This window comes from Streptomyces sp. NPDC088246 (assembly GCF_044741025.1).
GTDB lineage: Bacteria > Actinomycetota > Actinomycetes > Streptomycetales > Streptomycetaceae > Streptomyces.
In genome coordinates this window covers 11,977-35,864 of the sequence record NZ_JBIURV010000048.1, presented here as the reverse complement: position 1 = coordinate 35,864, position 23,888 = coordinate 11,977, and the positions used below count along the sequence as shown (strand labels likewise).

The 23,888-nt window shown below is 70.3% G+C and carries 17 protein-coding genes; 8 read left to right on the top strand and 9 right to left on the bottom strand.

Annotation, left to right across the window (positions count from 1 at the left end; genetic code table 11):
• Nucleotides 1-17: 17 nt before the first annotated feature.
• A complete protein-coding gene (locus ACIPEK_RS37875; RefSeq protein ID WP_402005970.1) occupies nt 18-1,319 on the bottom strand; it encodes an LCP family protein in 1,302 nt (433 codons plus the stop codon).
• Between the two features lie 119 nt (nt 1,320-1,438).
• Between ACIPEK_RS37875 and ACIPEK_RS37870 the strand changes: the two genes are divergently transcribed.
• Nucleotides 1,439-1,987 carry an acyl-CoA thioesterase gene (locus ACIPEK_RS37870; protein ID WP_114244866.1) on the top strand — a complete coding sequence of 183 codons (549 nt, stop codon included), beginning with the start codon at nt 1,439-1,441 and terminating at the stop codon, nt 1,985-1,987.
• 18 nt (nt 1,988-2,005) lie between these two features.
• Here ACIPEK_RS37870 and ACIPEK_RS37865 read toward each other — a convergent pair whose 3' ends face one another.
• Nucleotides 2,006-3,373, bottom strand: coding sequence for an LCP family protein (locus ACIPEK_RS37865; RefSeq protein ID WP_402005967.1), 1,368 nt, complete (start codon nt 3,371-3,373; stop codon nt 2,006-2,008).
• A gap of 277 nt (nt 3,374-3,650) precedes the next feature.
• Here ACIPEK_RS37865 and ACIPEK_RS37860 point away from each other — a divergent pair, with 277 nt between their 5' ends.
• Nucleotides 3,651-4,664: a glycosyltransferase family 2 protein gene (locus tag ACIPEK_RS37860; RefSeq protein ID WP_402005964.1), complete on the top strand. Its 1,014-nt coding sequence runs from the start codon at nt 3,651-3,653 to the stop codon at nt 4,662-4,664.
• Between the two features lie 76 nt (nt 4,665-4,740).
• Here ACIPEK_RS37860 and ACIPEK_RS37855 read toward each other — a convergent pair whose 3' ends face one another.
• The 4 genes from ACIPEK_RS37855 to ACIPEK_RS37840 all read right to left on the bottom strand — a co-directional run bounded on the left by ACIPEK_RS37855 (nt 4,741) and on the right by ACIPEK_RS37840 (nt 10,677).
• Nucleotides 4,741-6,420 (bottom strand): LCP family protein, encoded by a 1,680-nt coding sequence (locus tag ACIPEK_RS37855; protein ID WP_402005961.1) that lies wholly within the window; start codon nt 6,418-6,420, stop codon nt 4,741-4,743.
• 49 nt (nt 6,421-6,469) lie between these two features.
• Entirely contained in the window at nt 6,470-8,278 is a 1,809-nt protein-coding gene (locus ACIPEK_RS37850) for an LCP family protein (RefSeq protein ID WP_402005958.1), read from the bottom strand.
• A 223-nt stretch (nt 8,279-8,501) separates the two neighbouring features.
• Nucleotides 8,502-9,755: an LCP family protein gene (locus tag ACIPEK_RS37845; protein ID WP_402005956.1), complete on the bottom strand. Its 1,254-nt coding sequence runs from the start codon at nt 9,753-9,755 to the stop codon at nt 8,502-8,504.
• Nucleotides 9,756-9,924: 169 nt separating this feature from the next.
• Entirely contained in the window at nt 9,925-10,677 is a 753-nt protein-coding gene (locus ACIPEK_RS37840) for a TIGR03089 family protein (protein ID WP_402005954.1), read from the bottom strand.
• 137 nt (nt 10,678-10,814) lie between these two features.
• Here ACIPEK_RS37840 and ACIPEK_RS37835 point away from each other — a divergent pair, with 137 nt between their 5' ends.
• The 3 genes from ACIPEK_RS37835 (at nt 10,815) to ACIPEK_RS37825 (ending at nt 14,421) form a co-directional block, all read left to right on the top strand.
• Complete coding sequence (locus ACIPEK_RS37835) at nt 10,815-12,146, top strand: peptidoglycan recognition protein (RefSeq protein WP_402005951.1); 1,332 nt, start codon at nt 10,815-10,817, stop codon at nt 12,144-12,146.
• Between the two features lie 124 nt (nt 12,147-12,270).
• A complete protein-coding gene (locus ACIPEK_RS37830) occupies nt 12,271-13,362 on the top strand; it encodes a sugar phosphate nucleotidyltransferase (protein ID WP_402005948.1) in 1,092 nt (363 codons plus the stop codon).
• A gap of 60 nt (nt 13,363-13,422) precedes the next feature.
• Nucleotides 13,423-14,421, top strand: a complete 999-nt coding sequence (locus tag ACIPEK_RS37825; protein ID WP_402005945.1) for a DNA-3-methyladenine glycosylase family protein — start codon at nt 13,423-13,425, stop codon at nt 14,419-14,421.
• A gap of 63 nt (nt 14,422-14,484) precedes the next feature.
• Here the strand turns inward: ACIPEK_RS37825 and ACIPEK_RS37820 are convergent, their stop codons facing one another.
• From ACIPEK_RS37820 to ACIPEK_RS37810, 3 genes are read right to left on the bottom strand one after another with little or no spacing between them, the layout of a single operon-like run.
• The gene (locus tag ACIPEK_RS37820) at nt 14,485-15,813 is read right to left on the bottom strand and encodes a coenzyme F420-0:L-glutamate ligase (RefSeq protein ID WP_402005943.1); all 1,329 of its coding nucleotides are present in this window, start codon (nt 15,811-15,813) and stop codon (nt 14,485-14,487) included.
• A complete protein-coding gene (gene cofD / locus ACIPEK_RS37815; RefSeq protein WP_402005940.1) occupies nt 15,810-16,766 on the bottom strand; it encodes a 2-phospho-L-lactate transferase in 957 nt (318 codons plus the stop codon). The genes ACIPEK_RS37820 and cofD overlap by 4 nt, the downstream gene beginning before the upstream one ends.
• A gap of 13 nt (nt 16,767-16,779) precedes the next feature.
• Entirely contained in the window at nt 16,780-17,319 is a 540-nt protein-coding gene (locus ACIPEK_RS37810; protein WP_402005937.1) for a cysteine dioxygenase, read from the bottom strand.
• Nucleotides 17,320-18,006: 687 nt separating this feature from the next.
• On the opposite strand from ACIPEK_RS37810, the gene ACIPEK_RS37805 reads away from it, so the two are divergent.
• The 3 genes from ACIPEK_RS37805 to ACIPEK_RS37795 all read left to right on the top strand — a co-directional run bounded on the left by ACIPEK_RS37805 (nt 18,007) and on the right by ACIPEK_RS37795 (nt 23,868).
• The gene (locus tag ACIPEK_RS37805; RefSeq protein ID WP_030927001.1) at nt 18,007-18,270 is read left to right on the top strand and encodes a WhiB family transcriptional regulator; all 264 of its coding nucleotides are present in this window, start codon (nt 18,007-18,009) and stop codon (nt 18,268-18,270) included.
• A gap of 295 nt (nt 18,271-18,565) precedes the next feature.
• A complete protein-coding gene (locus ACIPEK_RS37800; RefSeq protein WP_402005934.1) occupies nt 18,566-22,345 on the top strand; it encodes a glycosyltransferase in 3,780 nt (1,259 codons plus the stop codon).
• Complete coding sequence (locus tag ACIPEK_RS37795) at nt 22,342-23,868, top strand: DUF5719 family protein (RefSeq protein WP_402005931.1); 1,527 nt, start codon at nt 22,342-22,344, stop codon at nt 23,866-23,868. The genes ACIPEK_RS37800 and ACIPEK_RS37795 overlap by 4 nt, the downstream gene beginning before the upstream one ends.
• Nucleotides 23,869-23,888: the final 20 nt, after the last annotated feature.

Sequence of the window (23,888 nt, the reverse complement as noted above, 5' to 3'; positions counted from 1 at the left end):
CCCGCTCCTGGCCGCCGTCAGTTGCCGGAGACGGTGACCTTCTCGTCGTTGTTGAGCTGTTCCACCAACTGCTTGACCTTGGCCTTGTCCCAGACCAGATTGCCGCCGGTGGAGCCCGAGATCGGCATGTTCATCGATGTGCCGTCACCGCCCGTGACGCCCTTCATGGCGAAGAACATGTTGCCCAGGTTCCACAGCGACATGTCCTTGTCGACGATCAGAGTGTCGAGACCGGCGCCCATCGTCGGGTACAGCTTGAACGGGTTGAGGATCGTGGACGGTGTCGCCGTCTGGCTCGCCAACGCCGCGAGGAACTTCTGCTGGTTCTTCGTACGGTCCAGGTCGCTGCCCGCGAACGCGTACCGGGTGCGGACGAAGGCCAGTGACTGCTCGCCGTTCAGCGTCTGCTTGCCCGCCTTGAAGTCGGCGCCGGACTTCTTGTCCTTGAACGCCTTGGGGATGTCCAGCTCCACCCCGCCGATCGCGTCCACGATCTGGGCGAAGCCGCCGAAGCCGATCTCGACGTAGTGGTCGATGTGCAGCCCGGTGTTGAACTCGACGGTACGGACGAGGAGTTCGGGACCGTCCTCGGCGTACGCGGCGTTCAGCTTGGTGAACCGGCCGCGGGCCGGGTAGAGCTTGCCGGAATCGGAGCCCTTGTACGAGGGGATCTCGACGTTCGAGTCACGCGGCAGGGAGACCAGCGTCGGCCCGTTCGACCCGTCGTGCAGGATCATCATCGAGTCGGTCCGCTTGCCCTCCGCGGAGCCCGTGTGGAGCTTTTTCTTGTCCTCGGCGGTCATGCCCGCGCGGCTGTCGGAGCCGACGATCAGGTAGTTGGTGCCGTCGCCGCTCTTCGGCCGCTCGATGACCTTGGAGAGGTCCACCTCGCGCTTGAGCTTGGAGTCGGCCCAGAAGTAGGTGCCGATGGAGACCGCGAGCACCACGACGACCAGGGACAGCGTGCCTATCTTTATTCGGCGGCCCCAGTTGGGCGCCGGGCGCCCTTGTACATAACCGCCGTCACCCCGGCCGCCGCCGTGGCCGTTGCCCCGGCCCCCGCCGTTGCCACCGCCGCCATAGACCTGGCCCGTGTTGTAACCGTTGTCGTACGCTGCGCTGTCGTCGTAGCCGCCGGCGTACTGCGGCGGCTCCGGCTGCCGCTGCCGGGGCGGTGCGGGGCGCTGCTGCGGCGGTGCGGGACGCCGCTGGACATGCGGCATCACGCGGGCGCCCTCGGGCCGGTCACTGTTGCTTCCCTGTCCGTAGCGGTTGCCGCTGCGGTTGTCGTCGGTCCAGCCCTCGGGCCAATCGTTCATGCGGTCCAGTGTGCAGGCCGGGCGCCCTGCTATTACAGGGGGTGCGGGAAATCGCATCAGGGCTGTTGCGAAGCTGATGCATTGCTGCCGGGCGGAAGCCCCCGCATAAGGTGGACGGTATGACAGATCAGGCCCCGCGCCCGGAGGGCGACATTCCGGGCAAGCCGACCGCCGCTTCCCGGACCACCCTCAGCCACATCATGACCGGCAGCGACACGAATCTGCTGGGCACGGTGCACGGTGGAGTGATCATGAAGCTGGTCGACGACGCGGCGGGCGCCGTGGCCGGCCGGCACTCCGGCGGACCCGCGGTGACGGCCTCGATGGACGAGATGGTCTTCCTGGAGCCGGTCCGCGTGGGTGACCTTGTTCACGTCCGAGCCCAGGTGAACTGGACGGGCCGCTCCTCGATGGAGGTCGGCGTCCGGGTCATGGCCGAGCGGTGGAACGAATCCACCCCCGCCCAGCAGGTCGGCAGCGCGTATCTGGTGTTCGCCGCGGTCGACGCGGACGGCAAGCCGCGCCCCGTACCGCACGTGATCCCGGAGACGGAGCGCGACAAGCGGCGCTACCAGGAGGCGCAGATCCGGCGCACCCACCGCCTCGCCAGGCGCCGCGCGATCAAGGAACTGCGTGAGAAGCGCGCGGCGGACGGCATCGAGGACTGAGTCCCGACGTACCCGCGGTCACGGGCAGACCTCCTGATCGCCCGTGACCGTGCCGAACTCGCCCCGGTTCGTCTCCTCGGCCCGCACCCGCTTCACCTTCTCGAAGTCCGGGCCCGCCGTCACCTTCATCGTGGGGCCCTGCCCCTGCACCGCCCGTAGCTCGGCCCCGGGCAATGCCACGGCCAGGGACTTCGCGGACAGGTCCCAGCGCGGGTCGTAGGTGATCAGGGTGCGCTTGAGATCCTGCGGCTCCCCGTTCAGCGGGGCCCGCGTGGTGTCGAAACCGGTGGCGTGCAGTGCGTCGTCGACCGTCTTGCCGAGCCCGTCCTTCGAGGTCCCGTTGTAGACCTGGACGCGGATCTGCCGCGGGGCGACACCGACCTTCGTCGCGTCCTTCGGCTGCTCGGGCCGCACCGGGGCGAGCGGACGGTCGTCGCGCAGTGCCTGGAAGAGCTTCTTCGACTTCCGCTCGTCCCATTTGACCGTGGTGCCGACGCCCTTGACCGGGTAGGCGACGTTCCCCACCGGTACGGAGGCGAACTCGGACGAGGCGGGGGAGAAGCCGCGCATCGCCTGGCCGAGCTCCAGCATCTGCTCCGTATCGAACCCCTTGTCGGCCCGGACCGACCTCAGCATCGTCGAGGCGATGTCCCGGAACTTCACCGGATTCAGCAGCACACCGCTGCCGGTCGCCTGTTTGATCAGCGAGGCGAGGAACTTCTGCTGGCGCTGCATCCGGCCCAGGTCGGCGGCCCCGTCGATATGCCGGGAGCGCACGTACTGGAGCGCCTGTCCGCCGTCCAGATGATGGGTGCCCGCGGGGAGAACGAGGCCGGTGTACGAGTCCTTCAGTGGCCGGGCCGTGCAGATCTGCACCCCGCCCAGGGCGTCCACCGTCTTCATGAAGCTGGTGAAGTCGACCTCCAGGTAGTGGTCGATCTTGATGCCGGTCATGTGCTCGACGGTCCGCACGGTCAGACCGGGCCCGCCCTCGGCGTAGGCGGCGTTCAGCTTCACCGGGTGGGCGGTGTGGATCCGGCCGGTGGTCCGGTCCTTGTGCGCGGGGATCTCGGCATAGCTGTCCCGCGGCAGCGAGACGACGCTCGCGCGCTCCTTGTCCGCCGACAGATGCACCAGCATGACCGTGTCGGTGCAGTTGCAGGGCACACCGCCCAGCCGGTACTTCTCCTTCTCCTCCCGGGTGATCTTGTCGCGGCCGTCGGTGCCCACGAGCAGCAGATTCGTGCCATAGCCGGCCCGGGGCCGGTTCTTCATGTCCTTGAACGGGTCGATCCGGTCGATCCCGGTCTCCAGGCTGGTCACCACCGCATGGCCGATGCCGCCGGCCCCGAGCACCAGCACGGAAATACCGGTCACCACCCGCATGCCCCAGTGCGGCCGTCCGTCCCGCTTTCTGGACCTGCGCCGCGGCGGAACCGGGCGGGAGCGCGGCGAACGGGGGGAGGGGTGCGGCGTGGGCACGGGGGGAACCTCCGCGGTGCAAGGGGGACCGTTCGCACAGTAGGCCCATACGATCTGCAGCCCGCGAAGCGACCCGGTGGCGCGCGCCGGTGTCCCCCATTCGCGGTAACGTGGCGGCCGAATAACGCCGCCTGGTGGGGTGCGAACCCCCGGCGCCCCCGAGGATCACCCGAGGATCACCATGTCTGCCGCGCAGCACCCCGCCGTCTCCGTGATCATGCCGGTGCTCAATGAGGAACGCCATCTCAGGAACTCCGTCCGGCACATCCTGGAGCAGGAGTACGCGGGTGAGATGGAGGTGGTGATCGCGCTGGGCCCCTCCACGGACCGTACGGACGAGATCGCCGCGGAGCTGGTACGCGAGGACCCCCGGGTCCACACCGTCCCGAACCCGACCGGCCGCACTCCCGCCGCCCTCAACGCCGCGATCAAGGCCTCCCGCCACCCCATAGTCGTGCGGGTCGACGGTCACGGCATGCTCTCGCCGAACTACATCGCGACCGCGGTCCGCCTCCTGGAGGAGACCGGTGCGCAGAACGTCGGCGGCATCATGCACGCCGAGGGCGAGAACGCCTGGGAGGACGCCGTGGCCGCGGCCATGACGTCGAAGATCGGCGTCGGCAACGCGGCCTTCCACACCGGCGGCCAGGCAGGCCCTGCGGAGACCGTATATCTTGGTGTGTTCCGCCGTGAGGCCCTGGAGAAGGCGGACGGCTACAACGTGGAGTTCATCCGCGCCCAGGACTGGGAGCTGAACTTCCGCATCCGCGAGGCGGGCGGTCTGATCTGGTTCTCGCCCGAGCTGAAGGTGCAGTACCGGCCGCGGCCCTCCACCAAGGCGCTCGCCAAGCAGTACAAGGACTACGGGCGCTGGCGGCATGTCGTCGCCCGTTACCACTCCGGCTCGATCAATCTGCGCTACCTGGCGCCGCCCACCGCCGTCTGCGCGATCGCGGCGGGCATCGTGGTCGGTGCGGCCGTCACCCCGTGGGCGTTCGTCGTCCCCGCCGGGTATGCCGCGGCGATCGTCGCCGGGTCCGTCCCGGCGGGCAAGGGCCTGTCGCTGAAGGCGCGGGCACAGATCCCGGTGGCCCTCGCGACCATGCACATGTCGTGGGGGTACGGCTTCCTGACCAGCCCGCGCTCGCTGGCGAAGAAGGTCATCGCCAGCCGGCGCCCGGCCGTCACGGTGTAGGGACAGCCGCCGACGCGGTGTGGGGGCCTTCCGATGTGCCGGAAGGCCCCCACAGTGCGTTGTGCCCGGTCCCGAGCTACCAGCCGAAGCCCGGCTGGATGTCCATGCAGGCCGTTTCGTCGTCGCCGTTCAGGGCGCGGGCGCTCTCCGGAGTCTTCTCCTTGGCGCTGGACGCGGGGTAGTCCCCGTTCTCGCGCCAGTCGGCCCCCACGGTCAGCGTGATGCCCGAGACGTCGGTCGACTTCTTCACCGCCGTCAGCGGGATGCCGAGCGCCTTGGCGACGGCCTGGGCATTGCCCTCCATGTCCACGCTGGGGAAGAGCACCCCGGTGCGCGCCGCCGCCGCGGTGTTCTGCGTGTCGACCGTGGTCTGGACGAAGCCCTTTCCGGTCAGCAGCTCCTTGACCGCTGTCGCGCGGCCCTTGACCGGGTACTCGGTGTCGGTGCGGGTTCCGTTGCGGATGCTGACCGGGATCTCGGCGACGGGCGACGTGGGCTTCTTGGCGGCCGGGGCCTTGCGCTTGGATGCCTTGCCGTCGAGCGGGATGTCGTCGCGGACCATCTGGAACAGCTGATCGGCTTCGACGGGCTTGGGGAGCACCCGGCCCTTGTTCACGCCCGTTCCGTAGACGTTCGGCATCGTCGTCATCGTGATGCGCTTGGTGGGCGGCTTCTTGAGCTCCTCCGCGAGGTTGTACAGCTTCGTGACGCTGCCGAGGCCCTTGTCGCCCTTGTCGACCGTCAGCGCGTTGGTCGCCGCCTCGGCGAGGTCCGTCAGCTTGCCCGGGTCGGTGAGCTTGGTGCCCTTGCGCAGCTCACGGACCATCGAGTTCATGTACATGTGCTGGGCGTGGGTGCGGCCGAGGTCGGTGCCGTCCTCGAAGCCGTAGCGGGTGCGCAGCCACTGAAGGGCCTGCTTGCCCTTGACCTTGGTGGTGCCCTTCTCCAGCTTCAGCCCGGAGCCCTTGCCGGCGCGCGTGTGGGAGTAGACGTTGCCCTTGACGCAGACCGGGACGCCGCCGATCGCGTCGGCCATCGAGACCACACCGGCGAAGTCGATCATCATGAAGTGGTCGATGGTGATGCCGGTGAGCTCGTACCAGGTGGCCACGGTGCAGCCGGGACCGCCGCGGCCGAGCGTCTCGTTGGTCATCGCCAGGCCCGTGGTCGCGGGGTAGACGTGCTTCGTCTTCGGGTCGGTGCACTTCGGGATCTTCAGCAGTGTGTCGCGCGGCATGCTGATCACCGACATGTTGCTGCGGTCGGCGGAGAGATGGAGCAGCATCTGCACATCGGCCAGCGGCGGCGCCCCGAAGGTGTCCTTGGCCCCTCCGAGCTTCTGGTTCTCCTTGGAGTCCCGCGCGTCCGAGCCGATGAGCAGGATGTTCAGCGGGGTCTGACCGGCGGCATTGGCCTTGTGTTCGGCCATCTTCTTGTCGCCGATGTTCAGGTCCTCTTTCTTGAGGTTCCCGTTGAGGTGCTCGTAATAGAGGTATCCGGCGCCCGCGCCGCCGAGTATGAACAGCGCGAGAACCGCGGCGACCCAGCGCAGTACTCTGCGCTTGCCCTTCTTGCCACGCCGTTTGGAACCGCCGCGCCGATGGCCGCTGTCCGCCAGGGCGGACCGTCCGCCGGACGCGCCGGAGTCCGGACCCTTCTCCGGGGCGTCCTCATAGAGCCCGTCGTCCCAGCCGAGTTGGCCGGCGTGCCGGACGCGTGGTCGCGTCCCCTCCCCGGGTGTACTGCTCCGTCCCACCAGGACCCCCCTGCTGCTCAGACTCGTGGTTTGGCGCAGTGACCCGGTGTCACTTGGCGCACTCTGCCTTGTCGGCGTTTGCTTGCTGAATGTCCGTCGGCACCTTTGCCGGTCCCGTGATGGGAACGCCCGGGCCCTCGAAGTCGGCGCCCAGCGTCAGCACCATCGCCTGGAGCCCCTCGGCGTCCGTGGTGCCCTTCTTCATGGCGGAGCCGGGCAGGCCCATCATGGCGGCCAGCGCACGGGCCTGGTCCGCCTGGTTCGGCGCGTACTCCAGGGTCGTCTTGTCGATCTTCGCCGGGGCGTTGGCCTTGTTCGTGGACTTGAGCACGCCCTGCTCGGTCTGCAGCCAGGTGACCGTCTTCTGCGCGCCACCGGCGATCTTGCCGCCGTTGAACACATCGACACGTACATCGGCTGCGGCGGCCTTGGGGCCCTTGAGGAGCGCGTTCTGCTTGCTCTTCGCGTCCTTCTTCTGCGACTTCACCTCGGTCAGCGAGGTGTCCTCGCGCATCATCGCGAAGAGCTGGTCCGCCTTCTCCGGATGCAGCACCACCGTGATGGGCTTCGGCTCGGCCGGGTTGTCTATCACCGGGACCGTCACGAAGGTGATGTTCTTCGTGTCGACCTTGCTGAGCTCCGTGGCCAGCGACACCAGCTTCGTCCCTGTGCCGATGGCCTTGTCGACCGTGAGGGCCTTGGTCGCCGCGTCCGCCAGCTTGTACAGCTTCGTCGGGCTGGTCAGGGTGTCGTCCGACTGCATCTGCCGGATCATCGAGCCGATGAACTGCTGCTGCACCTTGATCCGGTCCAGGTCGCTCTTATTGCCGAAGCTGTGCCGGGTCCGTACGAACGCCAGCGCGTCCTCGCCCTGGATCTTGCTCTCACCCTCCGGCAGGTCCAGGTGCGAGTCCTTGTCCTTGACCGGATGTGCCAGGCAGACCTTGACCCCGCCAACCGCGGTGGACAGCTCCTTCACCGCGTTGAAGTCGACCATCATGAAGTGGTCGGGCTTCAGGCCGGTGATCTCCTCGACCGTACGCATGGTGCAGCCCGGGTCGCGGCCGTCCTGGCCGAGGCTGACGTTGAAGCGGACGTTCTGCGTACCCGGAATGATCTTCTTCGAGCCGTCCGGCTGCACGGCGGTGCAGTCCGGGATGTCGGTGATCAGGTCGCGGGGGATGCTGAGCGCCGTCGCGTTGGTGCGGTCCTTGGAGACGTGGAAGAGGATGTTGGTGTCGGCGTGGCCCACGCTGCCCTTGTCGCCGTATCCCTCGTTGCCCTTACCGGTGCGCTTGTCGGTCCCGATGATCAATATGTTGACCGGGGCGTCGTTGTCGAAGACGTTCTTGTTGCCGGCGCCGCCGATGTCGACGGTGTTCAGGTTGCCGTTGAAGTGCTGGTAGAGCGCGTATCCGCCCACCGACAGGCCGACCAGTACGAAGGCCATCGTGCCGCCCGTCCACAGCAACGCCTTCTTGCGGCGCGCCTTGGGGGCTTTGCGGCTGCGGCGGCCCGTGCTCTCGCCGGGGCCCGAACCCTCCTGGCCGCGCGGGCCATTGGCCGAACGACGGCTGCGCTGCCCCGGCACCTCGCGGCGCGGAGCGGACCCGTGCCTGTCACGGGCCGGACCCCGGCGCTCACCATCGCCGTCACGAGTCGTGGCTCCGCGCTCGTCGCCACCGTCGCGGACCGGTTCTCTGCGACGGGGGATGCGCGGGCCCGACGCCTGGGAAGCGCCGGCCGAATCCGCTCCGGAATTATTCAGTCGCAGTTCGTAATCGCCGGTGTGCGGGTTGAGGACCCACTGGTCTGCGGGGTCGAATTCATCCGCCCGCCCACGGCTTTGCGCATCCACGGTTTCTTGTGTCCTCCGTCGGTGCCACGCGAGGCGCCTCCCCCGATCAGGCGCTCGATCTTTCGCTCCAGAAGTGCGCGGCCTGGCGGCCGGAAGCACCGGATCGCGTCACACTATCGGCCCGGTTCGGCGTCGAGCGACGAGCGTGACAAATTCCACGGTCCTTACAACTGGTCATTCTGCCCATTACACGCCGATCACCGGCTTCTGCTTGGGAATTGCTTTACTGCTTGCACAGGTCGGCCGCCGCGTTGTTGCCCGAATAGGTCGGTGTGGGACTCGGGCCCGCAGCGTCCGGCGTATCGGTCGCGGCATTGTTTTTCCCGTTGTTCTTCCCGTCGTCACCCTTGAGCCGGTCCGCCGGGACCACGGCGACCGGAGTGTCCTCGCGCAGCCGCTTGAAAAGACGTTTCGCGTCGGGCTGGACGAGTTCGTCCCGGTTCGGGTCGGCAACGTACGGCTGCCGGGGCACGGTCAGGAACTGCACCTTGTCGGTCGGTACCTCGCGCAGGCCGCGCACCAGCTCGTACAGGTCCTTGAGGCTGTCCAGGCCCGGGTCCGTGGTCAGCGCCTTGGTGGCCGCGTCCAGCACCGGGTAGAGACGGGTCGGATTGAGCAGGACGCCGTTGCTCTGCACCTTGTTCACCAGCGCGCCCAGGAACTGCTGCTGGCGGTCCATCCGGTCGGTGTCGCTGCCGTTGCCGATGGACTTGCGGGCCCGTACGTACCCCAGCGCCTGCTCGCCGTTGAGCTTCTGGCGCCCGGCGGGGAGCTTCAGATGGGCGTCGGCGTCATCGACCGGCTTCTTGAGGCAGACCTCGACACCGTGCACGGCGTCGACCATGTCCTTGAAGCCGTTGAAGTCGACGACCATCTGGTGGTCGATCCGGACGCCGGTCAGCTTCTCGACCGTACGGGTCGTGCAGGCGGTGCCACCGAACTCGAAGGCCCAGTTGAATTGGGCGAATTGTTTCTTCGTGGCCGTGCCGTCCGGTTTGTGGCAGACCGGGATCTCCACCATCAGATCGCGCGGCAGGGACATCGCTGTGACGCTCTTCCGGTCCGCGGCGAGGTGCAGCAGGATCGTGGTGTCCGAGCGCTGGCTGCCGCCGTCGTCACGACCGTACTTGCGGTTGTCACCGGCCCGGCTGTCGGAGCCGATGAGCAGAATGTTCTCCGCGTCGTGCACCACGGAGGCGGGCCGCTCCCGCTCGTACACCTTCAGTTCGGCGGCTGCCGAGGTGTCGGTCCTGATGTTTCCGTCGAGCTTCCTGTACAGCCACCAGCCGACGCCCGCGGAGGCCAGGACCACGAACGAGACGCCGAGCGCGGTCCAGCGCAGCCAGTGGCGCCTGTGCCCGGCGAGGGGCTCCGGGACGGCGCCGGAGCCGTCCCCGGCCTGCGACGTGCCCTCGCCCACAGCCGAGTCGTCGGATTCGTCCGGCGGGCCGGCGCTTTCGCTCACGTCTGCGTCCATCCTTCACGTTCGGCGGCGCGCTGGGCCGCCGGTCGCAGAAGTAGACGGCTGAACCTCACGCTTGGTTGTGTCCCGAGTGGTCTGTACCGCCGATCATGTACCGGAGTTGAAGCGCAGCCCTGAGGGCTCGACCCGGTATGGGCCGGACGAGTGGTCCTCAGGGCGCTTGTCATGCAGCGGTGTCGGTGACCCGTTCGCTCTCGACGCGCTTCGCCAGTCCGTCCTCGCCCAGCTGCCCCAGATGCCGGCACAGGACCACGGACCCCCCGGCCGCCAGCGGCGCGAACAGCCCCGCACTCAGGCCTTCCCAGGTGTCGTACGTACGTCCCGTCAGCAGTCGCGACCCGGCGGTCAGGCCGAGACCGGCCGCATCCTCGCGGGCCCGCGCGAGCAGTTGCGCCGCCGTCAGCTCGACACCGCCCACCGTCAGCGCGGGGGCGTCCGGGTCCACGGGTGCGAACGGGGTGAACCGGTCGCCCTGGCTCGGCACCTCGACCGCGTAGTCCGCAAAACCCTCGGGTGCCTGTGGGAACCTGCCGCCCAGCGGACGCAGTGCCAGGGCGACCCGCTCGCCGCGGCAGGCGCGCGCGGCCTCCAACGTGTCCGGACCGCTGACGACGAGGTCGGCGCCGGCCGGGTCGCCCTGCACGTCGGCGATCACGCCGACCGAGGAACAGGCGAGCAGCCAGACCGCGGACTGCCAGTGCGCGGGCAGCAGAAGGGCGAGCCGGTCGCCGGGTTCCGCGGCGAGGTCGCCCTGCAGAAGGTTGGCGGTCTTGGCCACCCAATTGGCGAAGGTGGCCACCGACAGTTCGACGCGTTCTCCGGTGGCGTCGTCGTAGAAAGTGACCAGGGGGCGGGCCGGGTCCGCGGCAAGCGCGGAACGCAGCAGGTCGGCGGGGGTGCGGTCGGTGGCGTTCATCCGCGCAAGGGTACGCGGCGGTGCCGGGCCCAGTGGGGCCGACGGGCGCCGGGTACACCGGTTCGGCAGACGGCCCGTCAATTGTGCAGAGATACCCCGGTAGCCGGAGTTGTCGGAATGTGCCCAGGATCGTTTGTATGCGTGCCTTCATTGCATCCTCGATCGGTGTCACCTGTGCGGTCTTTCTCGCACTGCCGTCGGCCGTGCCCGCGGGCGCCGTCCCCGACACCGCCCCCGCCGAGTCCGTCGAGCCCCCCGATGTGCCGGGCTCGACGCAGTCCCTGCCGCTGTCGCCGCTGCCGGCACCGTCCGGCCGGGCCACCGGCGAATCCACCCGGACCGCCGAGGCCGCCGAACAGGGGCTGTCCGAGCACGAGGTCCGCCCCTTCTCCCTGGTCGGCGTCGTCTGGGACGACGTGGACACCGAGCTCCACGGCACCGTCCAGGTCCGCACCCGTGCCATCGGCACCACCCGCTGGTCGGACTGGCAGGACCTGGAGACGCACAACGCCGAGCACGCCGCGGACCCCGGGAGCGCCGAGCGTGAGTCCGGGACCGTCCGGGGCTCCACCGCCCCGCTCTGGGTGGGCGACTCGGACGGCGTCGCGGTCCGCGTACGCCCGGAATCCACCGACCCGCAGGACCGGAATGCCCCCGCCGTGCCGCTGCCCACCGGTCTGCGCCTCGAACTCGTCGACCCCGGCAAGGACCCGCAGCCACTCCCCGCGGCGGGCGCCGGGGCCGGGGACACCGGCGACGGCCGAACCACACCGCTCGACGGAAGCGTGCTCCCCGCCCTGAGCAAGGCGGAGACCGAGGCACGCAGCGAGGCGGAGGCCGGACTCGCGCCCGGCGCCCAGCCGTACATCGGACCCCGGCCGCGCATCATCACCCGTAAGGGCTGGGGAGCCGACGAGAAGCTCAGGGAGCGCGGCTTCGTGTACACCAAGAGCGTCAAGGCCGCGTTCATCCACCACAGCGCCACGGGCAACAACTACAAGTGCACCCAGGCGCCCGCCGTCCTGCGAGGCGTCTACCGCTACCACGTCAAGAGCGCCGGCTGGCGCGACATCGGCTACAACTTCGCCGTCGACAAGTGCGGAAACATCTACGAAGCACGTGCCGGAGGCGTGACGAAGGCCGTCCTGGGCGCGCACACGCGCGGCTTCAACAGCAACAGCACGGGCATCGCAGTGCTCGGAACCTTCACCGGTTCGAACCCGCCCGCCGCCGCGGTGAACGCCATCGCGAAGCTCACCGCATGGAAGCTCGGCCTGTTCGGAGCCGACCCGCGGGGCAGGACCACACTCGTCTCGGGCGGCGGGAACAAGTTCAAGAAGGGAAAGAAGGCCGAACTCAACGTCATCTCCGGCCATCGGGACGCCTTCGCAACCGAATGTCCCGGAGCGCGTCTCTACAAGAAGCTCGGCTCGGCCCGGACCAGCTCCGCCCATCTGCAGGGCCGCTGAACGGAACACCGCGGAAGGCTGCTGCGGACCGCTGCGAGCTGCTGACCGGGGACGACCGGACCGGTCTGCATACACTGGCCAGCCGAAACCAGGCCAGGCCCCACCAGGAAGCAGAGTCAGTGCTGTGACAGAGGCAAGAGAAGCGATCCTCCTGGTCGGCGGCAAGGGAACCAGGCTGCGCCCGCTCACGGTGCACACTCCCAAGCCCATGGTTCCGGCGGCGGGCGTCCCGTTCCTCACGCACCAACTGGCGCGCGCCCGGGCCGCCGGGGTCGAGCACATCGTGCTCGCGACGTCATATCTGGCGGAGGTCTTCGAACCGTACTTCGGGGACGGTTCGTCGCTCGGTCTCCACATCGAGTACGTCACCGAACGCGAACCGCTCGGCACCGGCGGAGCGATACGCAACGTCGCGTCCCGGCTCACCGCAGGCCCCGACGAACCGGTGCTCATCTTCAACGGCGACATCCTCACCGGCCTCGACATCCGGACGCTGGTCGCCTCCCACACCACATCCGGAGCGGATGTCTCCCTCCACCTCACCCGGGTCGAGGACCCGCGCGCGTTCGGTCTCGTACCGACGGACGGCAGCGGCAGGGTCACCGCGTTCCTGGAGAAGCCCGAGACGCCCGAGGAGATAGTCACCGACCAGATCAACGCGGGGGCGTACATCTTCCGCCGGTCGGTCATCGACACCATCCCGGCCGGCCGCCCGGTCTCCGTCGAGCGCGAGACCTTCCCCGGACTGCTCGCCTCCGGCGCACACCTTCAAGGAATGGTCGACTCCACGTACTGGCTGGACCTCGGTACCCCGCAGGCCTTCGTACGCGGCTCCGCCGACCTGGTCCTGGGCCGCGCACCCTCCCCGGCCGTCCCCGGCCGCTGCGGCGACCAGCTCGTCCTGCCGACGGCCTCCGTCGCCTCCGATGCCAAACTCAGCGGCGGTACGGTCATCGGAGAGGGCGCCCTGATCGGCGAAGGAGCCCGGATCGACGGCTCCGCGGTCCTGGCCGGCGCGGTCGTCGAACCGGGAGCCGTGATCACGGACTCGCTGGTCGGAGCCGGTGCCAGGATCGGCAGCCGTACGGTGCTGACCGGCGCGGTCATCGGGGACGGGGCCCGGGTCGGCGCCGACAACGAACTGCGCGACGGCATCCGCATCTGGTGCGGGGCTGTCCTGCCGGACGCCGCGGTGCGCTTCTCGTCCGACGAATAACCGGGCACCCGCCACTGCGCTTACCCTCGACAGGCACCCCCGACGACTGAGGACCTCATCGTGGCAGGACGATTCGCACCCCGCAGTGCCCCTCGCGCGGCCGTCCCCCACCAGGCGGCGGCTCCGGCGACGGACGCGCTGACCCGCGACTGGACCCCGCCCGGCCCGCTCGACCTGCGCCTGGTCCTGGGCCCGCTGCGCCGCGGCCCCGCCGACCCCACCTTCCGGATGACCCGGGACGGCGCGGTCTGGCGGGCCGGCCGCACACCCGCGGGCCCCGGAACCCTCCGCGTCACGGCCCGGGACGGCCGGATCGAGGCGGCGGCCTGGGGACCGGGCGCACCCTGGCTGCTGGACCAGCTCCCGGCACTGCTCGGCGCGACGGACGACCCGGACGCCTTCCGCCCGCGCCACCGGCTGCTCGCCCTGACCCGGCACGGCCGCCCCGGCCTGCGCCTGCTGCGCACCGGCCTGGTCATGGAGTCCCTGATCCCATCGGTCCTCGAACAGAAGGTCACCACGGACGAGGCCTACCGCGCCTGGCGCTACCTGGTCCGCAAGCACGGCACCCCGGCGCCCGGCCCCACGAACCACGCCGCGTTCACCGCTCTCGGCCTGCACGTCATGCCGGACGCCCGCACCTGGTCCCTGATCCCGTCCTGGGAATGGCACCGTGCAGGCGTCGACGCCAAACGCTCGGCCACGATCCTGCGCGCCGTACGCGTGGCCCGCCGCTTGGAGGAGGCGGCCGCCATGGAACTCCCGGAGGCCATGGCCCGCCTGGAACTGATCCCCGGCATCGGCCCCTGGACCTCGGCCGAGACCCTCCAACGGTCAAACGGCGCGGCGGATGCGGTCACGGTCGGCGATCTCCACCTCCCCGGCATCGTCGGCCACGCCCTGGCAGGCAACAGAAACGCCGACGACGAAGAGATGCTGGCCCTCCTCACCCCCTACGAGGGCCAACGCCACCGAGCCACCCGCCTCATCCTCCTGTCGGGTCACACCCCGCCCCGCCGGGCCCCTCGAATGACTCGAGGCGACATCGCGCGCCTGTAACGGCAGAGGCCCCGTCGCCCCGTCCGGCATCTTCATCCGGCGCGGCATCTCCATCGGGTCACCTCACCGCACCGCGACAAACCCCTCCGCGTCCCGCCCCACCCGAGCCACAGGCTGGGCGGCCGCCCGCCCCACCGCGACCGCCCCCAACGGATCCCACGACCCCGGCAGATCCAGCACCTCACGCACCACATCGCGGCAGAACATCGTCGACGACACCCACGCCGAGCCGAGCCGCTCGCCCGCCAGCGCCACCAGGAAGTTCTGGATACCCGCACCCGCGGCGACCACGAACATCTCGCGCTCCGCGGTGTCCCGCCGCTCGTCCCCGTATGTGTGGGAGCCGTCCATCACCAGACACGGCACCACCAGATACGGCGCCCGGCGCAGCACATCGCCCCGCCGCACCCGCTTCGCGATCGACTCCTCGTTCCGGCCGTCCCGGCGAAGATCCGCGATCCAGGCGTTCCGCATCGCGTCGAGAAGCCGGGTCCGCGACTCCTCGGACTCCAGCAGGACGAACCGCCACGGCGTCGTGTGGTGCGGCGCCGGTGCCGTCACCGCCGCGGCCACGGCCCGCCGCACCGCCCCAGGGTCCACCGGATCGTCGGTGAACTCGCGCACCGTACGCCGCAGGGTCACCGCTTCCCGTACCGCTTCCGACGTACCGAGCCGGAACATGTCGTCGGCCGCGACCCGCACCATCGCCCGGGCACCGCCCGCGGAGTCCGTCGGGTCCACGACATGGCCGAGCCCCCGTACCACGGCGACCGGCAGCCCTGAAGCCTTGCCCTTGACCAGATCACCGGCCGAGGCCAGCTCATCGGCGGTGGCGACCACGGTCGCGCTCAGCGGATTGCCGTACGCATCCGTACCGCCGCGCAGATCGTCCAGCACCAGGACCCCGGCCGCCCCGATCGCGACATCGGTCAGCCCGTTGCGCCATGGGCGCCCGAAGGTGTCCGTGACAACGACCCCGACCTCGACGCCGAGGGCGTCCCGCAGCCCGTCCCGGATGGCGCGCGCCGAAGCGTCCGGGTCCTCGGGCAGCAACAGCACTGTTCCGGCGGGGGTGTTCGAGGCATCGACCCCGGCCGCGGCCATGACGAGACCCTGCCGGTTCTCGACGATCCGCAGCGTGCCGCGCCGCGCCACCACCCGTACCGTCTCGGCGTCGATCGCCGCCTCCCGGTCGGTGGCCTCGACGATCCGGCCCTCCGCCTTGGAGACGATCTTCGAGGTGACCAGCAGGACGTCGCCGTCGGCCAGCCCCGGCTCGGTGGCGGCGATCAGCTTCGCCAGATCGTCCCCGGCCCGCACCTCGGGCATCCCGGGCAGCGCCCAGACCCGGTAGGACGGCGCCGGGGAAGAACCGGAGGACTCGGCGCTCACGCCCGTACCTCCTCGGCCAGCACCAACGCCTGCCGGGCCATCTCCGCCGTCGCGTCGACATCGGTCATCATCAGCGGCACGGAACGGCAGCGGATGCCCGCGGCCTCCACCTCGTCGACCGCCCCGGCGTCCACCGTGTCGACGAGCCACCCGTCGAGCAGCCCGGAACCGTAGTGCGTGGCCACGGCCGAAGCCGTCGACTCGACGCCCACCGCGGCGAGCACCTTGTCCGCCATACCGCGCACGGGCGCGTCCCCGACGATGGGGGAGAGGCCGACGACCGGCACCCCGGCCTCGGCGATCGCCTCCCGGATGCCGGGTACGGCAAGAATCGTCCCCACGGACACGACGGGGTTGGACGGCGGGAAGAGGATGACGTCGGCCTCGGCGATGGCCTCCAGTACGCCAGGCGCCGGCTTGGCCTGCTCGGCGCCGACCGGCACGATCGCCTGCGCCTCGACCGAGGCGCGCAGCTTCACCCAGTACTCCTGGAAGTGGATCGCCCTGCGCTCGCCGTCGATGTCGACCGCCACATGCGTCTCGACCCGGTCGTCGGACATCGGCAGCAGCCGGACCCCCGGCTTCCAGCGCGCACAGAGCGCCTCGGTGACGGCGCTCAGCGGATAGCCCGCGCCCAGCATCTGGGTACGGACGATATGCGTCGCGAAGTCGCGGTCGCCGAGCCCGAACCATTCGGGCCCCACGCCGTAGGCCGCGAGCTCCTCCTTGACCTGGAAGCTCTCGTCCGTACGCCCCCAGCCCTGCTCCTCGTTGATGCCACCGCCGAGGGTGTACATCACGGTGTCGAGGTCGGGGCAGACCTTCAGCCCGAACAGATGGATGTCGTCACCGGTGTTGCCGATCACCGTGATGTCCGCGTCGGGCGCGGCCTGCTTGAGGCCACGCAGAAAACGAGCACCACCGATACCGCCGGCCAGAACCACAATGCGCATGTACAGCAGTTTGTCAGGCGGGTACGACATCCATGGCCGCCGGGGCGCATTGTGCCGCGTGCATCGGCATCTCGGTCAGACCCGGGTAGTAGATGTGCAGACTGACGGCCGGTTCGAGAGAGTCGTTGACCACTTCGTGCACATAGCCGGGTGCGAAGACGCGCTGCGCGCCCGAGTCCAGCGCCCGCGTCCCGCGCTCGGTCTGCTCGGTCAACTGACCGTCCAGGATGGTCAGTACGCCGGAGGACGGACCGTGGTCGTGGCGCCCGCTGCCCTGGCCGGGCACCCAGCTCAGCAGCCAGACCTCGTAACCGAGTGGGGTCTCCCCTGCTCGAGCGGGGCCGAGAGCTTGGGGAACTGTGCGCAGCCGGCGGTACCAGCGGGTGGTGGTGTCGTACCGGACGAGCGGGGCCCACAGCGCGCGGTCGGCGGCGATGCTGCGGGCGAGTCCGACGAACTCGGCCACGGTGGAGGGGTGCTCGCGGGGCGGCTGGAGGAGGTGCTGGACCTCAAGGATGTCGCCGGCGATCTGAAGGTCGCTGTCGCTGTTCATGGAAGCGGTGGTTCCTCGGCATGGGGGTGCATGTGCGGGGTGTCTCGGAGACCGGAGAGCCGCGGAGGCGCAGAGAGAAAGCTCTACGGAGAAGCTCTGCAAGGGAGGAGCTGGATCAGAGCGGGTGCCCTACGGCATCAACAGCTGTGACAGCTGGAACAGCAACAGCGCGCCTGGACAGCGGTGCGGAACCCACGGATGTGGGTGGCGTACATCGCTGCGGTCGCTGGCATGCAGTCAAGGAGACCGGCTCGATCCTCCGCTGTCAACCCAATGCCCGATTTGGGGGTAATGTTTCACCTCATCCGGTTACTGCGGACAGGGAAAGGTTTGTGCGGCCGTCACGGCGGAGATGTGGCGCATCAACCGCGTCCCCAAACGTCGTTGGGGCCTCGTGACCCGACTGTGATCTTGATCGCTTCGGTGATCGAATCGAAACATGAGGGTGGCCCCGGTCGTCTCACTCGGTGAGAGAGGGGGCGCGGTGAGCCCCGTGGCATATGTCAGGTTTTTGGTGATTTGCACACTTTCCGCATACCCTTGGTTCCGCAGAGTGAATACCGGGGCCAATAGCAGATCTTCGCTTGACTGGCCTGGAGCTACACACTTGTAATTTCACTCGTGTCGTTCGGCCGCAATCAGCAACGGCTGCATCACGGGGACGCAAGAGACAGACGAGGGGCGCACATGACCGAGCTGTTCCAGCAACTGCTGGTCGAGGACGCGGACGAGGAACTCGGCTGGCAGGAGCGCGCACTGTGCGCCCAGACCGATCCCGAGTCCTTCTTCCCCGAGAAGGGCGGATCCACCCGCGAGGCCAAGAAGGTCTGTCTCGCCTGTGAAGTCCGGTCCGAATGCCTTGAGTACGCGCTTTCCAATGATGAACGGTTCGGAATCTGGGGCGGCCTTTCGGAACGTGAACGGCGCCGCCTGAAGAAGGCCGCCGTCTGACCGCGGACCACCGGAACAACTGAGCACCGCGTACGAAGCGCGCACCGGCCGCCCACCGGACCGCGACCGATCACGGCCCGTCGCCTGCACTCCCCCCGCAGGCGACGGGCCATTGCTGTGCCCACCACCGCTCCACCACCGTCCTCGTTCAACCGCTCGGCGGCACCGCGGCTGTCCGTACCGTTAGTGTGGGGCCCCGTCCGAGACGCGCCAACGCCCCGACGGAGCGCGCGTGTACACCGATGCAGCCCCCGGGGGGACGCCCCCCGGACCCGGCCGGAGGGCCCGTACCTCGATGTCCGTGCACAGCCAATCGACGGCGCCGTACGCGGCTGCCGCCGCCCCAGAGTTCCCCCGGCATGTCGTCACCGCCGTGCTCGTCTCCCACGACGGCGCGCGCTGGCTGCCCGACGCGCTCGCCGGGCTGCTCGGGCAGGAACGCCCCGTACAGAACGTCGTCGCCGCCGACACCGGCAGTGCCGACGACTCCGCGCGGCTGGTCACCGAGGCCCTCGGCGCCGAACGCGTCCTGCACCTCGCGCGCCGTACGAGCTTCGGCACCGCCGTCGACGAGGCGACCCGCACGGCCGGCGTCCTCACCGCCGAGGACCTGCCGTACCTGAAGCGCCCCAGCAGCTGGGACCCCGTCAGCAGGTCCTGGCGCGACGACGCGTACGACCTGCCCGAACTGCCGCACGGCGAACCGGTGCAGTGGCTCTGGCTGCTCCACGACGACTGCGCACCCGAACCCGACGCGCTCGCCGAGATGCTGCGCGTCGTCGATACCGACCCGCACGCCGCGATCGTCGGCCCCAAGCTCCGCGGCTGGTACGACCGCAAACAGCTGCTCGAAGTCGGCGTCTCCATCGCCAACAGCGGTCGCCGCTGGACCGGACTCGACCGGCGCGAGCAGGACCAGGGCCAGCACGACCAGGTCCGTACCGTGCTCTCCGTCTCCACCGCGGGCATGCTGATCCGCCGTGACATCTGGGAGGAGCTCGGCGGGTTCGACCGCGGGCTCCCGCTGATGCGTGACGACGTCGACCTGTGCTGGCGCGCGCACACCGCCGGACACCGGGTGCTCGTCGCCCCCGACGCCATCCTCAGGCACGCCGAGGCCTCCGCCCGCGAGCGCCGCCCCATCGACTGCGCAGGACGCTCGGTCGCCTCACCGCACCGTGTCGACAAGGCAGGCGCCGTCTACACGATGCTGGTCAACGCACGCGCCAAGGCCCTGCCCTGGGTGATGCTCCGGCTCGTCCTCGGCACCCTGCTGCGTACCCTCGCCTATCTCGTCGGCAAGGTGCCCGGCCAGGCCCTCGACGAGGTCGCCGGGCTCTTCGGCACCCTGCTGCGCCCCGGGCGGATCCTCTCGGCCAGGCGCAGCCGCGGCAAGGGCGCCGTCGACCAGGCCGAACTGCGCGGCCTCTTCCCGCCGCCCGGAGCCACCGTCCGCGCCACCGTCGAGCAGGTCGCAGGAAACTTCGGCGGCGGTTCCGATGCCGACGCGGGCGGCTCACGGCACGGCGCCGTGGAGTCCGGTCCCGGTGGCGACGACGCCGACTTCCTGGAGATCGAGCAGTTCGCGCGGCTGAAGCGGATCGGGCGCAAGCCGGGCCCGGTGCTCTTCGTCCTTCTGCTGTTCGTCTCGCTCGTCGCCTGCCGCAGCCTGCTCGGTGGCGGAGCGCTGGCGGGCGGCGCACTGCTGCCCGCGCCCGCCGACGTCTCCGACCTGTGGGGCAGGTACGCGGACGGCTGGCACACGGTCGGTACCGGCGGCACGCAGACCGCACCGCCCTACCTCGCCGTCATCTCGGCCCTGTCCGCGCTGTTCCTCGGCTCGACCGGCTTCGCGCTCACGCTGCTGCTGGTCTGCTCGGTCCCGCTCGCCGGGCTCACCGCGTACTTCGTCTCCCGGCCGCTGCTCGAATCAAGACTGCTGCGGGCCTGGGCGAGCATTGCGTACGCCTTCCTGCCCGCCGCGACCGGCGCACTGGCGACGGGGCGCCTCGGCACCGCCGTACTGGCCGTCCTGCTCCCACTGATCGCCCGCGCCGCCGTCTCCGCGCACGGCATGCGCGCCGTCGGCGACGCCCGCGGCAGCTGGCGCGCCACCTGGGCGTACACGCTGCTCCTCACCTTCGCGATGGCCTTCACGCCCATCGTCTGGCCGCTCGCCGTGGTCCTCGGCATCGGGGTGCTCGCACTGCGCCGCGACGACATCGCCGCGTACGGGCTCCGCTTCCTCGCCGCGATCGGCACCCCGCTGCTGGTTCTCGCGCCCTGGTCGCTCTCGCTCCTCACCAGCCCGTCCGGCTTCCTGAAGGAGGCGGGCCCGGAGATCGGTACGGGCACGGCCTCCGCACTCGACCTGCTCGGCATCAGCCCCGGCGGCCCCAAGGCCGCGGGCGGTGTGCTGCTGCTCGGCATCGTGTTCGCCGCGCTGGCGGCGCTGCTGCGCGGGGAGCGGCAGTTCGCGGTACGCACCGCGTGGGCGGTCGCGCTCGTGGCACTGGTCTTCGCCGCTCTCGCCAACGGCTCGGGCTGGGCGGGCCCCGCCACCCTCGTCTATGGCATCGCGCTGATCGTCGCCGCGCTGGTCGGCGCGGACGGCGCCCGGGTACGCGTCGCCGAGCTCAGCTTCGGCTGGCGCCAGCCCGTCGCCGCACTGATCGCTCTCGCCGCGGGCCTCGCCCCGGTGCTGGCCGCCGCCGGCTGGATGATCGGCGGCGCCGCGGGCCCGCTGGAGCGCCGCGACCCGGTGCAGGTGCCCGCGTTCGTCGCGGAGGAGAGCACCACCCGCGACCAGCCGCGCACCCTGGTCCTCGGCGGCACATCGCCCGCTGCCGTCTCGTACACCCTGGTACGCGGCTCCGGCGCGCGGCTCGGTGACGCAGAATTGGTCGAGGCGGGCGGCAGCAACAGCCACCTCGACAAGGTCGTCGCCAATCTGGTCGCGGGCTCCGGCGCCGACCAGGGCAGCCAGCTCAGCGGATTCGCGATCCGTTACATACTGGTACGGGACGGCGCTCCGAAGGAGATGAGCCGGGTCCTCGACGCGACCCCGGGCCTCAGTCGGCTGAGCCAGCTGGACGGGAGTGCGCTGTGGCGGGTCGACCGGCAGGTCGCCCGCGTCATGATCATCCCGTCCGGCGCCGACGAGGAACCGCTGCCCGTGGGCTCCCTCCCCGTCGAGGCGCACACAAAGATTCCGGCAGGCGGCTCCGGCCGGGTGCTGCGGATCGCCGATGCCGCCGACCCCGGCTGGGAGGCCACGCTCAACGGGCGCGCCCTGACCCGGAAGACCGTCGACGGCTGGGCCCAGGGCTTCGAGCTTCCCGCCGAGGGCGGCACCCTGGACCTCACGTACAACACCCCGCTCACCCACACCGCCTGGATCTGGGCCCAGGCCGCGCTGGCCGTGGTCCTGGTGGTCCTCGCCCTGCCCGGCCGCCGCCGGGAGATCGACGACGACCTGCCCGAGGAGGACGTGGCGGTCGCCGCGGAGCCGGTCGCGGGCGAGGGGCGCCGGGCACGCAGGCTGCGCGCGGCCGCCCAGGCGGAGGCGGAGGCCGAGTCGGAGCCGGGCGGGGGCGCCGAGGCGGAGGCGGGGGAGTACATCCCCGCACAGCAGACGGCCGAACCGCATCCGCAGCAGACCGACGACCAGGAAGTGTTCGCCACGCAGGCCGACAGCGGCCAGTACCCGGCGGTGCCGCAGCAGCAGTACGGCGAATGGGACGCGCAGCAGTACCAGGGCGCCGACTACCAGCAGTACCAGGGCGAGCAGTACCAGGACGGCCAGTACGGCACGCAGCAGGAGCACCAGGCGACCGCCGACCCGTACCAGCAGAACGCCTACGACCCGTACGGCTACGCGCAGCAGCAACAGCAGTACGACCCGCAGGCCCAGTACGCCCCCCAACCCCCGCAGTACGACCCGCAGGCTCCGTACGACCCCCAGGCCCACTACGGCCAACAGGGCCAGTACGACCCGCAGAACCCCGACGAGAACCCCGCCCCGGGCCAGAACCCGTGGCCGACCGGTAACGCATCGCGAGGCGAGTCCGAGTGAAGTCCACCAGCCTGTCCCTCATCGCGGGCACCGTCGCCCTCGCCGCCGTCACCGGCTTCGCCGCGTTCACCGCGCCCGGCGACGGGGGCACGACGGAGACGAAGGCCGCCACCCGGCTGCCGGTGGAACGGTCCAGCCTGCTCTGCCCGGCGCCCGGTCTCTCGGACCTCGCGGAGACGACATACACGTCGTTCACCCCGGCGGGCGGCAGCGGCGGGGAGGCCGGTACGGCCGAACTGGAGCAGTCCACGTCCACGACGGCCGGCGACGCCACGGACAAGGACGGGAACAAGGACAAGAAGGACAAGGCGAAGGCGGATCCCGGAAAGCCGGTCGTCTCCCTCAAGGAGCCCGGCAAGCCGGCCACCGCCGACGAGTCCGGCTCCGACGCCCCCGCGCTGGTCGGCACCGCCACCGGCCGCCTGGCCCCCGGCTGGACCACCCAGCAGACCACCACGGTCGAGGCGGGCGGCGCCCGCGGCCTGCTCGGCGTCAGCTGCACCGGACCCGACACGGACTTCTGGTTCCCGGCCGCGAGCACCGCGAAGTCCCGCGAGGACTACGTCCACCTCACCAACCCCGACGACACCGCGGCCGTCGCCGACATCGAGCTGTACGGACCGGACGGCACCCTCAAGTCCGATGTGGGCGAGGGCATCACGGTGCCCGCCCGGTCCAGCGTCCCGGTCCTGATCTCCACGCTGACCAGCAAGGTGGCCGAGGACGTGACCGTCCACGTCACCACCCGTACCGGACGCGTCGGCGCGGTCGTCAGGGCCGCGGACGAAGAGGTCGGCAGCGACTGGCTGGCCGCCTCGGCCGACCCGACGGGCACCTTGGTGCTCCCCGGTATCCCGGCGGACGCCACCTCGGTCCGCCTGGTGGTCTTTGCATCCGGCGACGACGACGCCGATCTGAAGGTGAAACTGCTCGCCAAGAACGGCGCGATCTCCCCGGCCGGACACGAGGAACTCCACGTCAAGTCGAGGATGACCGCGGGCGTCGACCTGAAGGACGTCACCAGGGGCGAAGCCGGCTCCCTGCTGCTCACCCCGGCCCGGGGCGGAAAGGGCACCCCGGTGGTGGCCGCGCTGCGTGTGGTCCGCGGCAAGGGCGACGCACAGGAGGTCGGCTACATCCCGGCGACCGGCCCGGTGGGCGCACAGGCGACCGCGGCCGACAACCGGGCCAAGGGCTCCACCCTCTCGCTCACCGCGCCGGGCGCCACCGCCACCGTGAAGGTCACCGCCTCCGCCGGCAGCGGGGGCGGCGAACCGGCCGTCAAGACGTACACGGTCAAGGGCGGTACGACGCTCGCGGTCACCCCGCCCGTACCGTCCGGGCTCAAGGGCAGCTACGCGCTGACGGTGGAGACACAGTCGGGCGGCCCGGTCCATGCCGCACGCACGCTCGCCCTGCCGCAGGACGGCATCCAGATGTTCACCGTGCAGACCCTGCCGGACGACGGCGGAACGGTCGAGGTGCCCGCGGTCGAGCAGGACCTGTCGGTCCTGGACGACTGAGCGGGCGGTACGGGTGGGAC

Excerpts from the sequence above, each read along its gene's own strand:
- ACIPEK_RS37875 (WP_402005970.1), bottom strand. The coding sequence starts at position 1,319 with ATGAACGATTGGCCCGAGGGCTGGACCGACGACAACCGCAGCGGCAAC.
- ACIPEK_RS37870 (WP_114244866.1), top strand. The coding sequence starts at position 1,439 with ATGACAGATCAGGCCCCGCGCCCGGAGGGCGACATTCCGGGCAAGCCG.
- ACIPEK_RS37865 (WP_402005967.1), bottom strand. The coding sequence starts at position 3,373 with ATGCGGGTGGTGACCGGTATTTCCGTGCTGGTGCTCGGGGCCGGCGGC.
- ACIPEK_RS37860 (WP_402005964.1), top strand. The coding sequence starts at position 3,651 with ATGTCTGCCGCGCAGCACCCCGCCGTCTCCGTGATCATGCCGGTGCTC.
- ACIPEK_RS37845 (WP_402005956.1), bottom strand. The coding sequence starts at position 9,755 with ATGGACGCAGACGTGAGCGAAAGCGCCGGCCCGCCGGACGAATCCGAC.
- ACIPEK_RS37840 (WP_402005954.1), bottom strand. The coding sequence starts at position 10,677 with ATGAACGCCACCGACCGCACCCCCGCCGACCTGCTGCGTTCCGCGCTT.
- ACIPEK_RS37835 (WP_402005951.1), top strand. The coding sequence starts at position 10,815 with ATGCGTGCCTTCATTGCATCCTCGATCGGTGTCACCTGTGCGGTCTTT.
- cofD (WP_402005940.1), bottom strand. The coding sequence starts at position 16,766 with ATGCGCATTGTGGTTCTGGCCGGCGGTATCGGTGGTGCTCGTTTTCTG.
- ACIPEK_RS37810 (WP_402005937.1), bottom strand. The coding sequence starts at position 17,319 with ATGAACAGCGACAGCGACCTTCAGATCGCCGGCGACATCCTTGAGGTC.
- ACIPEK_RS37805 (WP_030927001.1), top strand. The coding sequence starts at position 18,007 with ATGACCGAGCTGTTCCAGCAACTGCTGGTCGAGGACGCGGACGAGGAA.
- ACIPEK_RS37800 (WP_402005934.1), top strand. The coding sequence starts at position 18,566 with ATGTCCGTGCACAGCCAATCGACGGCGCCGTACGCGGCTGCCGCCGCC.